The following is a 12,757-nucleotide window of genomic DNA, read 5'->3' as shown; positions in this document are numbered from 1 at the left end:
GGGAAAAGGCTGGTCTGACTGCGGGACTCTCCTTGTATGTAGGCCATAACGAAAAATGCTCCGTATCTTTCGATACGGAGCATTCTCTTAAAGGGCCGGGCAGATTGCTAGGTTTTCACACAGTCTGTTCGGGCCCTTTTTCATGCCTGCCAGAAATGTATCTGCAGTGTCGGCCTCTTCGCGGGCTTGCACGCTCCCACAGAAACCCACGGTACCCGTGGGGGCGGGCGAGCCCGCGAAGAGGCCGGCACTGGTAACCATTAACTTGAGATCCACCGCCGGCCTGAGTAACGTGGCCAGCTCTTTGCCAAAGATTCCCGGAGTTCGCCCGATGCGCCTCACCCCCACCCTGCTGCTCACCGCCCTGCTGCCCCTGTTCGCCGGCTGCCAGCTCATGGCTGACGCGCCAAGCGACCCGAATATCGGCACCACGCGCATGCAGGGCGAACTGCGTGCCGCCGGTGGCCAGCTGCTGTTCAAGCCGTGCAGCGAAAACCGCACGTTCGTGATCAACGACGTCGGCGCCACCGGCATCCTGCAGGAGGCCGCCAACCTCGCCAAAGACGCCAACGACAAACTGTTCGCCGACGTCCGTGGCCGCCTCACCGGCAGCAAGCAGGCCAACAACGACGGCCAGCTGGAAGTGCGCCGCCTGTACCGCCTGGAACCCTCCACGCGCGCCTGCGAAGACCCCAACTTCAAGCAGCTGACCCTGCGCGCCAATGGTCATGAACCCGAGTGGGACATCAAGGCCAGCGGCAAGGGCATGGTGCTCAGTCGCGTGGGCCAGCAGCCTTTGCCCCTGCCGTTTCTGGAAGAGGAAGTACCCGGCGGCGGCCTGACCCTTACCAGCGAAGCCAACGGCCAGCACGTGGAACTGTGGGTCGCGCCGCAGCGCTGCGTAGACAGCGCCACGGGCGCCATCCACCACCTGCGTGCCGAGCTGCGCATCGACGGCAAGACCCTGCAGGGCTGCGGCTACTACGGCGGCGCGCGCGACAACTGATCGCCGGGTGCTTTTATCCTGCCAGTCGGGGCGGCTAACAGCTTATACTTGGCGGTTTGTGTAAAGCCGCCGGCCGCCCATGGCCGGGATACTGGACCCTGCCATGCTACGAATCACCGAACTCAAGCTGCCCCTGGACCATCCCGACGAAGCGCTGCGTGAAGCCATCGTCCAGCGCCTGGGCATCCGCGACGAGCAACTGCTCAGCTTCAACCTGTTCAAGCGCAGCTACGATGCGCGCAAGAAGAACAGCGAGTTGCTGTTCATCTACACCATCGACCTCGAAGCCAGCAACGAAGCCGAACTGCTCGACAAGTTCGCCGACGATCACAACATCGGCCCGGCACCGGACGTGACCTACAAGTATGTCGGCCACGCCCCGGCCGACGTGCAGGAACGCCCGATCGTGGTCGGTTTCGGCCCGTGCGGCATCTTCGCCGGCCTGCTGTTGGCGCAGATGGGCTTCAAGCCGATCATCCTCGAACGTGGCAAGGAAGTGCGCCAGCGCACCAAGGACACCTGGGGCCTGTGGCGCAAAAGCGTGCTCAACCCAGAGTCCAATGTACAGTTCGGCGAAGGCGGCGCCGGTACTTTCTCTGACGGCAAGCTGTACAGCCAGATCAAGGACCCGCAGCACCACGGCCGCAAAGTGCTGGAAGAGTTCGTCAAGGCCGGTGCGCCGGACGAGATCCTGTACATCAACAAACCGCACATCGGCACTTTCCGCCTCACCGGCATGGTCGAGCAGATGCGCCAGGACATGATCGCCCTCGGCGCAGAAGTACGCTTCCAGGAAAAGGTCACCGACCTGCTGGTCGAAGACGGCCAGCTGACCGGCGTGGTGCTGGAGAGTGGCGAACAGCTGCACTCGCGCCATGTGGTCCTGGCCCTTGGCCACAGCGCCCGCGACACCTTCCGCATGCTGCATGCCAAGGGTGTGTATATGGAAGCCAAGCCGTTCTCGGTCGGCTTCCGTATCGAGCACCCGCAAACGCTGATCGACAAAGCGCGCCTAGGCAAGTACGCCGGCCACCCGAAACTCGGCGCCGCCGACTACAAGCTGGTGTACCACGCCAAGAACGGCCGCTCGGTATACAGCTTCTGCATGTGCCCGGGTGGCACCGTGGTCGCGGCCACCAGCGAGCCAGGCCGGGTCGTCACCAACGGTATGAGCCAGTACTCGCGTAACGAGCGCAACGCCAACTCTGGCATCGTCGTCGGCATTGACCCCGAGCGCGACTACCCGGACGGCCCGCTGGCCGGTATCGAACTGCAGGAACGCCTGGAAACCCTCGCTTATGAAATGGGGGGCAGCAACTACCAGGCCCCGGCGCAGCTGGTGGGTGACTTTGTCGCAGGCCGGCCGTCGACCGCGCTGGGCAGTGTCGAGCCGTCCTACAAGCCAGGCGTGACCCTGGGTGACCTGGCGCCGAGCCTGCCGGACTTTGCCATTGAGGCAATCCGTGAAGCACTGCCAGCGTTCGACCGGCAGATCAAGGGCTACAACCTGCATGATGCGGTGTTGACCGGGATCGAGACGCGGACCTCGTCGCCACTGCGCATTACCCGCGGTGAGGACTACCAGAGCCTGAACCTGAAAGGCCTGTTCCCGGCAGGTGAAGGCGCCGGCTACGCGGGCGGGATTCTGTCGGCGGGCGTGGACGGTATCCGTATCGCCGAGGCGGTAGCGCGGGACATGCTCGGCCTGTAATTTTGTATCGCCTGCAGGGGCCCTTTCGCGGCGGTTCGACGCCTCGATGAACCCGCTCCCACAGGTACTGCACAGTATTTGAAAACTGTGCAGTACCTGTGGGAGCGGGCGAGCCCGGGAAGAGGCCCTGACAGGGATCAGAAATATCCGACCCAAACATCAGACTTTCCCTCCCCCCTTTCCTCCCATCTGCATCTAGGCTTCACTCAGCCTAGCCGGCAACACCATATAATAAAAACGAATATAGTTTTTGTTTTAAAGCATATCGTCACAGGCTAGGGTGTACGCCCGTTCCATTCGTAAACTGCTCATGGAGAGCCTATAGCCCGTGCGTAGCCTGTTTACCCGTTTCTTCCAGCTTGAAGCCGCCAGCGGCCTGCTGCTGATCGCCGCCGCCGTTATGGCACTGATCATCAACAACTCGCCACTGTCCTACCTGTACAGCGGGCTGCTCGATGTGCCCGTCGCCGTCCAGGTCGGCGCGCTGAATATCGCCAAGCCTTTGTTGCTGTGGATCAATGACGGCCTCATGGCCCTGTTCTTCCTGCTCATCGGCCTTGAGGTCAAGCGCGAGGTGGTCGACGGCCACCTGTCCAAACCTGCCCAGGTGATCCTGCCTGCCACTGCTGCTGTGGGCGGCATGGTGGTGCCTGCACTGATCTACTGGTTCATCAACCGCGACAACCCGGCGGCCGTGGCCGGCTGGGCGATCCCCACTGCCACCGACATCGCCTTCGCCCTTGGCGTGCTGGCCCTGCTGGGCAAACGCGTACCGGTATCGCTGAAGCTGTTCCTGATGACTTTGGCGATCATCGACGACCTGGGCGCGATCATCGTCATCGCCCTGTTCTACTCCGGGACCCTGTCGAGCGTGTCGCTGCTACTGGCTGCGGCCTGCCTGGTGGCGCTGGTAGCGATGAACCGGCTTGGCGTGGTCAAGCTTGGGCCGTACATGATCGTTGGCCTGATCCTGTGGGTCTGCGTACTCAAGAGTGGCGTACATGCCACGCTGGCCGGTGTCGCCTTGGCCTTGTGCATCCCGCTGCGTACCCGCAACGCCGAGACTTCGCCACTGCTGTCCCTTGAGCATGCCCTGCATCCTTGGGTCGCTTATGCCATTTTGCCGATTTTTGCCTTCGCCAATGCCGGCGTCTCGCTGGCAGGCATGAGCGTAGACAGCTTCACCCACCCGGTGCCGATGGGCATTGCGGTTGGCCTGCTGCTGGGCAAGACCGTGGGCGTTTTCGGCCTGTCCTGGCTGGCGGTCAAGCTGCGCCTGGCCGCGCTGCCTGAGGGTGCCGGCTGGGGGCAAATACTGGGGGTAGCGATACTCTGCGGCATCGGCTTCACCATGAGCCTGTTCGTTGGCTCGCTCGCCTTCGCTCCGGGTAGCAGCGATTACGCCGGCATGGACCGCATGGGTATTCTTACCGGCTCGTTCTTCGCCGCAGTGATCGGCTACGCCGTCATCGCCATGGCCAGCCGCAAAACCCGTGTTGGTTGACGTGGCTGAACCATGAAAAAACCCCGACTGGCAGCAGCCATGTCGGGGTTTTGTTTTACTGCGCGACGGTCAGTGCGAAACGCGGCTGGTGCCATCAACAGTCATGATGCGCACGCGGTCGCCAACGCGGAAGATTTCGTTCTCCTGCACGGCCTGCACGTAGGCACGCATGCTGCCATCGTCCTCACGCACGGTGATTTCGACGCCTTGGGTGCGGGTCAGGCCTTCTTCTGCAGCGGAACCGGCCAGGCCACCGGCCACGGCACCGATCACGGCTGCAACAATGCTGCCACGGCCACCGCCTACAGCACTGCCGGCTACGCCACCAACGATGGCGCCAGCGCCACCGCCGATCGGGGTCTTGGTACCTTCGATCTTGACCGGGCGCAGGGATTCGATGGTGCCCATGCGCACGGTTTGCACGCGGCGGGCTTCATCACGGGAGTAGCTGTCACCGGTCAGGCTCGAGGCACAGCCCCCCAGCAGCAGCGACATGGTGGTAAAGGTCGCCACCAGCAAAGCGGATTTACGCATGGGTAAAGTCTCCATAAGTCAGGTGCTCATTAGACGCTGCACGTTGACGGCTGTCACGGTACAAACGTAATAAAATTGTTTTCATTCAGCCGGGGTACAGCCTGTGCGGTTGTGCCAGAGGCTCTTCAATTGAGACCAAGGATAGCCATGGATTACTTCATCGTCGTGGTCACCACCGTTGCCGGGCTGTATTTCCATTGGTGGCTGTATGTACGCATGCGCCGCTGGATGGACCGTGACCTGGCGTTGTCGCTGGCGGGGGCTGACCCTGAAAAGCGCACGTTCATGCTGGAAAAATTGGCGCAGGCGCGGCAGGAGAAGGTGGGGCGCAAGCAACTGGCGGGGTGGTTGGAGCGCGAGGCGGCGGGGTATCCGGGGTAGTCTGGTGGATCACTGGGGCCGCTTTGCGGCCCCAAATTCTCAGGGTGCCAGCCGCTCCCGCAGCCATTGCCCATCCACCAGCCGGTAGTTCAACCGGTCATGCAGGCGGCTCGCCCGCCCCTGCCAGAACTCGATGCGCTCAGGCAACAGGCGATAACCACCCCAGTGCTCCGGGCAGTGCGGCTGGGTGTCGGAGAAGCGCGCTTCGGTGGCCTTGACCAGGCCCTCCAGCTCTTCACGACCGGCAATCACCCGGCTCTGCGGCGAAGCCCAGGCGCCCAGGCGGCTGCCCAGCGGGCGCACCTGGTAGTAGTCGTCCGACTCCTTGGCCGTGACCTTTTCCACCCGCCCTTCGATGCGCACCTGGCGCTCCAGCGCCGGCCAGAAGAAGGTCATGGCCGCAAAAGGGTTGGCCTGCAGTTGCTGGCCCTTGGCGCTCTCGTAGTTGGTGAAGAAGGTAAAGCCCTGCTCATCGAGCCCCTTCAACAACAGTACGCGGCAATGTGGGCGGCCTTCGCCGTCCACAGTCGCCAGGGTCATGGCATTGGCTTCCACCGGTACCTGCTCGGTCTTCACCGCATCGGCAAACCACTGGTGGAACAAAGCGAACGGCTCCCCCGGGGCCTGGGCTTCGGCCAGGCCATCACGGGTGTAGTCGCGGCGCATATCGGCCAGGGATTGGGTCATTGCTGCGTTTCCTTGACGATCAGTTGGTCTTCGCAGGGCTGTTGGCAGCTACTTTCTTGTCAGCGGTAGCTTTCTTGGCGGCAGGCTTGGCGGCTGCCTTGGCCGGCGCAGCTGTTTTCTTGGCCGTGGTCTTGGCAGGGGCCTTGGCCTTGGCAACAGGTTTCTTCGCCGCAGGCTTCTTGGCTGCTGGCTTCTTGGCTGCTGGCTTGCTGTCGACGGCCTTGGCTGCAGGTGCCTTGGCATCCTGCACCGCAACCATCGAGGCCGGGACAGGTGCCGGGGCGGCCTGCTGGTACTTGGCCAACAGTGCGACCATGGTGTTCTGCGGGGTCAGCAGCATTTCCACGCGGCGGTTCAGGGCACGGCCCTCGATGCTGTCGTTGGCGGCACGTGGCATCACCGAGCCCATGCCCTTGAGCGTCAGGCGGTCACGCTGCAGGCCGCTAAGGCGGAAGATGGCCGATACCGAAGCGGCGCGTTCCAGGCTGAGCTTCTGGTTGGCAGCGGCAACGCCGCTGCTGTCGGCATGGCCCAGTACCAGCACGGCAGTCTTGGGGTCGCCTTCGACGGTCTTGGCCACACGGGTGATCGGGCCGAGGGTCATTGGCAGCAGCATGTTCGGGCGATCAGGGTTGTACGAGCTGTCCACCGGCAGGGTGACCGCCAGCACATTGTCGCGGCGCTCCAGCTCCAGCTTGCTGTCCTTGATGGCTTCGCGCAGCTTGGGCTCATACTCGTCCAGCCAGGCCTGGGTGGCCTTCTGGTCGATCTTCGGCACGACCGGCCCTTTGGCTTGCTTGTCATCGCCGCCGAACGGCCACCACCAGCGGCTGGCGCTTTCGGACTTGGCATCGGCCTTGGCTACTTTTTCGGTGACGGCTGCCTTCACTTCCTGCTCGGCGACCTTATCGGAACCGAAAGGCCACCAGCTGGAGCCACCTTCCTTGGAGCCGTCCGGAGAATGACTGGCGCAGCCGGTAACGGCGGTCAGGCACAGGGCGAGTGCTAAGGTTTTATGTGAAGACATCAGCGATACACCATGAATTAGAAAGAGATTTTGCCAACGCACATGAGGCGTTGGCATTGAGGATAGTCAAAGGGGCGGGGCAATACCCGCATTACCCGATCAAAGGCAACTGGCAAGAACACGGACCAGTTTCTGGGCTCGTGGATCCATGAGCACGTAGGGACCAAGTGTATTGACCACGAAACCGAAGGCCACGTCGTGCTCCGGGTCGGCAAAACCGACCGAGCCACCAGCACCTGGGTGGCCGAAGGCGCGGGCGCCGAGGCCAAAGGTGGCATTGGCCACATCGGGCTGGTCGAGCATGCAACCCAGGCCAAAGCGGGTCTGGGTGAGCAAGGTGCGGTCCTGGCCGAGGCTGTGCTCGCGGGTGAGCTCATCCAGCAGTTCAGATTCGAGCAGGCTGCCGTCCAGCAAACCGGCATAGAAGCCCGCCAGGCTGCGGGCATTGCCATGGCCATTGGCCGCTGGCTGTTGCATGCGCCGCCATTCCGGCTTGTTGGTGCTGGTCAGGATCGCCGGCGGGTTGGTGAAAGCACGGGTCGACAGCGCCTCGGGTTCGCGCATGGTCACCTGCAGCAAGCGCTGCGCGGCGGCATCCCCGGGGTTGCCTTTGCCACGGGCGATGTGCGCCACGCGGTAGAACTCCTCGTCTGCCAGGCCAACATGGAAGTCCAACCCCAGCGGGCGGGCGGTGCGGGCCACGATCGAGTCGCCAGGGCCACGGCCATCGGCGCGGCGAATCAGCTCGCCGATCAGCCAGCCGTAGGTGATGGCGGCATAACCGTGTTCGCTACCGGGTGCCCACCATGGTGTTTCAGCCGCCAGGGCATTGACCATGGCATGCCAGTCGTACAGGGCTTCAGCGGGCAGCAGCTCACGGATGGCCGGCAAGCCGGCGCGGTGGCTGAGCAGCTGGCGCAAGGTGATCGACTGTTTACCGGCCTGGGCAAACTCGGGCCAGTAGTTGGCCACAGGGGCATCGAGGGCCAATTTGCCCTCGCCCACCAGTTGCAGGGCGGTGACGGCGGTAAAGGTCTTGGTGCAGGAGAACAGGTTGGCGATGGTATCGCTGTGCCAGGCCTGCTGGCCATCCTTGTCGGCACTGCCGGCCCACAGGTCGACGACGGTTTCGCCACCGACCTGGATGCACAGCGCAGCGCCACGCTCCTGGGAATCTTCGAACAGCGCGGCAAAGGCTTCGCGCACGGCTTCGAACTTCAGCTCATAGTGACCCTGGATCTGCACCCGCTGTACTCCGTACGACCATGTCCAAAAAAGGTGTGCATTGTTTCAGTAGTTGGGTGTTTTGCAAACTGGCTTGGGCCAAATGGTCGCGACGAACGGTAGCTTGTGCTCAGGGAGCCGGTTTTTCCAACTGTGTGCGCAATTGGTCCATCACCTGCAGGTTGCTCTTACGCACGGCGTCGACAAACCCCGGGTATGGCACATCGGTGATCGCCACCAGTCCGAGGTGGCCGTTTTCGCCGTCAAGCAGGCGACCGCTGGCTGGCTGGTCAAGGTACTGGAACCAGTGCGCGCCGACGATCATCGGTTGCGCCAGGGCCGCCTTGAGGAAGTTGCCGTAAGCCGGGCCGCGGTCTTCTTCCCGCGCCAACTCCAGCGGCCCCGGCCAGAACGGGCCGCGATCACGCGAACCGAACTGGAACTCGGACACCAGCACCGGCTTGTCCAGCTCGGCCAGAATGGCGAAGTCGTAGCCGTCCTGCGGCTTGAGGGTATAGAAGTTGAAGCTGAGCACATCGCAGAACTCGGCACAGGCCTTGACCGCCTCCGGCGTGCTCACCGCGTAGCGGCCACCGAGCAGCAGGTGATTGGGGGCATGCCACTTCAATGAATCGGCAATGGTCTTGAAGTAAGTCTCGGCGAACACCTGCTGGAAGTGCTGGTAGTCGCGCTCGATTTCCGGGTGTTGCGGGTCGGGCAACGGCGCCTCGAAGCCCGGGTCTTCCATGAGCTCCCAGGCGGTCAGTTCGATGCCCCAGGCCTTGGACAGCCCTTGCTGGTTGCGGTACTTGTCACGCAACTGCTTGAGGAAGGCGCGCTTGGCCGGTACATCGGTGGTCAGGCGCAAAGTGCCGTAGGCCAGGCCATACCGGGCTTTAGGGTCGCTGCCTGGGGCAGCCCACGCCAGCTCGTTGTCGGCGAAGTAGCCGATCAGCCAAGGGTCGTCACGGTGATCACGGGCGGCAATGGCCACGGCGCGCTCAGTGGCCATGGCGAAACGCGGGTCGAACGGGTCGGGCATGCTGCCCCACCAGTCCATGCCGGTGCTGATGCTGGCGTAATCACCCACGATCGACAGCGGCAGGGTGTAGGGCATGCGCTTGGCCAGGCCCAGGGCGGGCTCGCTCCAGTTGCCGACCGTGTTGAAGCCCCAGGCCTGCAAACGGTCCAGCGCATGCGTTTGCCAGCGGGCAGCGTCCAGGACCAGTGGCGGGCAGTTGGCGGGCTGCCCTTCTGCGGCAGGCGGGCAGGGTTTGCCGTAGGTACGCTGCACGTTGGCGGCATAAAAATCGAACCAGCGCCCTTGCTTGAAGTGGCGCCCTTGCGACGAGGCATTGCCATCGTCGTTGTTGCCCTCGCCGTAGAATGCGGCCAGTGCATCGGCCTCGCCCGGCAACGCCTTGAACATGCCTTCACGGCCGGCGACGTAAGTACGCCCGCCGTCTGCGGCGACGGCATTCACCCCCAGGGAATAGAACGGGTGCCCCTCCGGCGTTACCAGGTACCAGCGGCCATCACGCTTTTCGGTGCGAAAGAAGCCCTTGGCCTCGAAGGCCGGCCCTGCCAGCAGCCCGCCGTAGCCATCGAGTTGCTGCTTGCCGCGTTCAGTCAGCCAGCCCTTGAGCTGCTGCTGTTCACGCGTATCGGCGGCCTTGAGCTGCTCGTCATTGGCAACCTTCTCGGGCCAATTGCCGCGCGTGGACTGGCCATAGGCATCGATCAGATCCGTATAGGCCGCCTTGTAGGCCTGGTCGTCATCCTGAATGCCCACCCGCTCGATCAGCAGGTTCTGCGCCACCTTGGGGCTGGGGATGCTCAGGCTGACCGAGGCCACCTGCTTGAGGTCTACCGCGCCCGCGCTGCTGGTCAGCAGCAAGCGCTGGCCACCATGATTCCACGGCATGGGTGGGCCGGCGCGCATGCCCTGGCTCAGCGGCGAGCTGGCCGTCAGCGGCACCATCACGGTTTGCGCGGGGCCCGCCGGCAGGTCAACGCGGCTGGTCAAGGTGCGGCCATCGCTGCCTTGCACAGTCACATCCACCGTCAGCGCCCAGTCCATTGCGCTTTGCATGCGCAACGTGAGGAACTGCCCGGCGGACCAATCCCACGCCCCGCCTTGCGGGCTCAGCCGCAGGGTGGGCCGCTCGACCGGGTTGAACACCACACGCCGCAACACCTCGCCCTCGGCCGTTTGCTCCGCGTTGTACTGCGGCATGCCGGCATCCTCGGTCACCACATTGACCACCGAGGCCGGGCGCACGAAGCTGAACAGCGTCTGCTGCCCGGCCAGCAAGGGCGAGCTGAACAACAGGGCGAAAACGGCGGGCAGGGTGAGGCGGACCATAAGGCTGGGGCTCTCCTTCAGGCCCCTTACGGGGCCAAGACTGAGTAATGGACAACGCGCCGGAGCAAGTGCTCCGGCGGTCAGGAAATCTCCCGCCGGAACGGCGGCAGCGCATTGAGAATAGCCTTGCCGTAGCGCTGGGTGACCAGGCGCCGGTCAAGCAAGGTGATGACACCGCGATCCTGCTCGGTACGCAGCAGGCGCCCGCAGGCCTGGATCAGCTTCAGCGAGGCGTCGGGTACGGCAATTTCCATGAACGGGTTACCGCCGCGGGCTTCGATCCACTCCGCCAGTGCGGCTTCGACCGGGTCATCGGGCACGGCAAATGGAATCTTGGCAATCACCACATGCTCGCAATAGGCGCCAGGCAGGTCGACACCCTCGGCAAAGCTTGCCAGGCCGAACAGCACGCTGTGCTGGCCATCGTCGACCCGCGCCTTGTGCTTGTTGAGGGTTTCCTGCTTGGACAGGTTGCCCTGGATCAGGACCAGCTTGCGCCAGTCACGGTCCAGGCCATCGAACACATCCTGCATCTGCTTGCGCGAGGAGAACAGCACCAGCGCGCCACGGGCATCTTCGACGATGTTCGGCAGCTCGCGGATGATTGCCGCGGTGTGTGCCGCCGCGTCGCGTGGGTCGGCCTTGAGGTCGGGCACCCGCAACAGGCCAGCGTCGCCGTGCACGAACGGGCTGGGCACCACACAGGTCATCGCATCACGCGGTAAACCGGAGCGCATGCGGAAGCGGTCGAACTTGCCCAGCGCAGTCAACGTCGCCGACGTCACCAGCGCACCGTGTGCAACGCTCCACAGGCTGCGGCGAAGCATCTCGGCGGCGAGGATCGGGCTGGCGTTGACTTCGATGTCGAACATCGCACCGCTCTCGGCCAGCGTCAGCCAGCGAGCCATGGGCGGGCTGTCTTCCGGGTCTTCGGCGGTAAAGGCCGTCCACAATTCCCAGTTGCCCTGGGCACGGGTGACCAGGCTGCCGAACAACGGGTACCACTCCTCGGCCTGGTGGCTGGCGATGCCAATATTCACCTCGCCGTCCATGCCTTCCTTGAGCAGGTCGGCCAGGCGGGTGAACAGGTCGTTGAGGCGGGCAAAACCCTTCTTCAGCTCGATGCCCACTTCGCGCATCTGTTCCGGCACGACGCCGCCTTCGAACCGATAGCGCGGGCGTTCGCGGCCCTCGGTGTCTTCACTGGGGCGGAAGTCGGCGACCTGCTCGCAGAGGGTGAACATGAACTGCTGCTGGGTACGCACTTCCCGCGCCAGCTCTGGCACCTGCTCGATGTACTTGCCCAGGTCGCCGGGCAGCGGGTGCTGGGCCAGCAGCTTGGTCAGGTTCTTGGCGGTCTGTTCCAGCCAGTCTGCGGTGGAGCGCAGGCGCGAATAATGAGCGAAGTGGCCGATGGCCTTGTCTGGCAGGTGGTGGCCTTCGTCGAATACGTACATGGTGTCGCGCGGGTCGGGCAACACTGCACCCCCGCCCAGGGCCAGGTCGGCCAGCACCATGTCGTGGTTGGTAACGATCACGTCTACCTTGCCCATGCCTTCACGGGCCTTGTAGAACACGCACTGCTGGAAATTCGGGCAGTGGCGGCCGGTGCACTGGCTATGGTCGGTGGTCAGGCGGGCCCAGTCCTGGTCTTCCAGAGCTTCCGACCAGCTGTCACGGTCACCGTCCCAGCGGTTGCCGGCAAGCTTCTCGATCATGCTGTTGAACAGCTTTTGGCTGCGCTCGTCGACCTCGATGCGAAAGCCCTCTTCCTCGAACAACTGGGCAGTGGCCGACTGGGCGTGGCCCTCCTGCAGGAGGATGTCGAGCTTGGACAGGCACAGGTAGCGGCCACGGCCTTTGGCCAGGGCGAAGCTGAAGTTGAGCCCGCTGTTGCGCATCAGGTCGGGCAGGTCCTTGAAGACGATCTGCTCTTGCAGGGCCACGGTAGCGGTGGCGATCACCAGGCGTTTGCCAGCGGCCTTGGCGGCCGGGATGGCGGCCAGGCTGTAGGCCACCGTCTTGCCGGTACCGGTGCCCGCCTCCACGGCAACCACGGCAGGCTCGCCGGCACGGCGGCCCTCATCGTCGCAGGCAATGTCGCCAAGCACCTTGGCCACTTCGGCGATCATCAGGCGCTGGCCATAGCGAGGCTTGAGGCTCTTGGCTTCGAGAAAACGCGAGTAGGCGCCCTGGATGGTGGCTTTGAGTTCGTTGCTGATCATGGTCTGCAGGCGCCCGTAGGGCTGGATATATTTTCAGTGTTTCGCATGGGCGGCTATCATACCCCGCTATTGCCCTTTATGCCGCATGGAGAT

General features: G+C 63.7%; 10 protein-coding genes. 4 read left to right on the top strand and 6 right to left on the bottom strand.

What is annotated here, in order from left to right; all coding sequences use genetic code 11:
- Positions 1 to 331: 331 nt before the first annotated feature.
- The 3 genes from ACN6NG_RS05065 to nhaA all read left to right on the top strand — a co-directional run bounded on the left by ACN6NG_RS05065 (position 332) and on the right by nhaA (position 4,221).
- Positions 332 to 1,006, top strand: coding sequence for a COG3650 family protein (locus tag ACN6NG_RS05065; protein WP_063422170.1), 675 nt, complete (start codon positions 332 to 334; stop codon positions 1,004 to 1,006).
- 103 nt (positions 1,007 to 1,109) lie between these two features.
- Positions 1,110 to 2,717, top strand: coding sequence for an NAD(P)/FAD-dependent oxidoreductase (locus ACN6NG_RS05060; protein WP_197899392.1), 1,608 nt, complete (start codon positions 1,110 to 1,112; stop codon positions 2,715 to 2,717).
- 328 nt (positions 2,718 to 3,045) lie between these two features.
- Positions 3,046 to 4,221 (top strand): Na+/H+ antiporter NhaA, encoded by a 1,176-nt coding sequence (gene nhaA, locus ACN6NG_RS05055; protein WP_197899081.1) that lies wholly within the window; start codon positions 3,046 to 3,048, stop codon positions 4,219 to 4,221.
- Between the two features lie 69 nt (positions 4,222 to 4,290).
- Here the strand turns inward: nhaA and ACN6NG_RS05050 are convergent, their stop codons facing one another.
- A complete protein-coding gene (locus tag ACN6NG_RS05050) occupies positions 4,291 to 4,755 on the bottom strand; it encodes an outer membrane lipoprotein (RefSeq protein WP_009684613.1) in 465 nt (154 codons plus the stop codon).
- A 147-nt stretch (positions 4,756 to 4,902) separates the two neighbouring features.
- Here ACN6NG_RS05050 and ACN6NG_RS05045 point away from each other — a divergent pair, with 147 nt between their 5' ends.
- Positions 4,903 to 5,136, top strand: a complete 234-nt coding sequence (locus tag ACN6NG_RS05045) for a hypothetical protein (protein ID WP_063422173.1) — start codon at positions 4,903 to 4,905, stop codon at positions 5,134 to 5,136.
- A 39-nt stretch (positions 5,137 to 5,175) separates the two neighbouring features.
- Here ACN6NG_RS05045 and pdxH read toward each other — a convergent pair whose 3' ends face one another.
- The 5 genes from pdxH to dinG form a co-directional block, all read right to left on the bottom strand.
- Complete coding sequence (gene pdxH, locus ACN6NG_RS05040; RefSeq protein WP_016488732.1) at positions 5,176 to 5,823, bottom strand: pyridoxamine 5'-phosphate oxidase; 648 nt, start codon at positions 5,821 to 5,823, stop codon at positions 5,176 to 5,178.
- A gap of 19 nt (positions 5,824 to 5,842) precedes the next feature.
- The gene (locus tag ACN6NG_RS05035) at positions 5,843 to 6,850 is read right to left on the bottom strand and encodes an OmpA family protein (protein ID WP_474313117.1); all 1,008 of its coding nucleotides are present in this window, start codon (positions 6,848 to 6,850) and stop codon (positions 5,843 to 5,845) included.
- A 99-nt stretch (positions 6,851 to 6,949) separates the two neighbouring features.
- Entirely contained in the window at positions 6,950 to 8,095 is a 1,146-nt protein-coding gene (locus ACN6NG_RS05030; RefSeq protein ID WP_063422175.1) for a serine hydrolase domain-containing protein, read from the bottom strand.
- Positions 8,096 to 8,204: 109 nt separating this feature from the next.
- Positions 8,205 to 10,439 carry a beta-galactosidase gene (locus tag ACN6NG_RS05025; RefSeq protein ID WP_063422176.1) on the bottom strand — a complete coding sequence of 745 codons (2,235 nt, stop codon included), beginning with the start codon at positions 10,437 to 10,439 and terminating at the stop codon, positions 8,205 to 8,207.
- An 80-nt stretch (positions 10,440 to 10,519) separates the two neighbouring features.
- On the bottom strand, positions 10,520 to 12,664 hold the full coding sequence (dinG, locus tag ACN6NG_RS05020; protein ID WP_043197540.1) for an ATP-dependent DNA helicase DinG: 2,145 nt from the start codon (positions 12,662 to 12,664) through the stop codon (positions 10,520 to 10,522).
- Positions 12,665 to 12,757 lie beyond the last annotated feature (93 nt).

It is taken from the genome of Pseudomonas sp. TSO6 (assembly GCF_056098905.1).
Note: the sequence above shows the minus strand (reverse complement) of the source record. Positions and strands in the feature narration are given on the sequence as shown.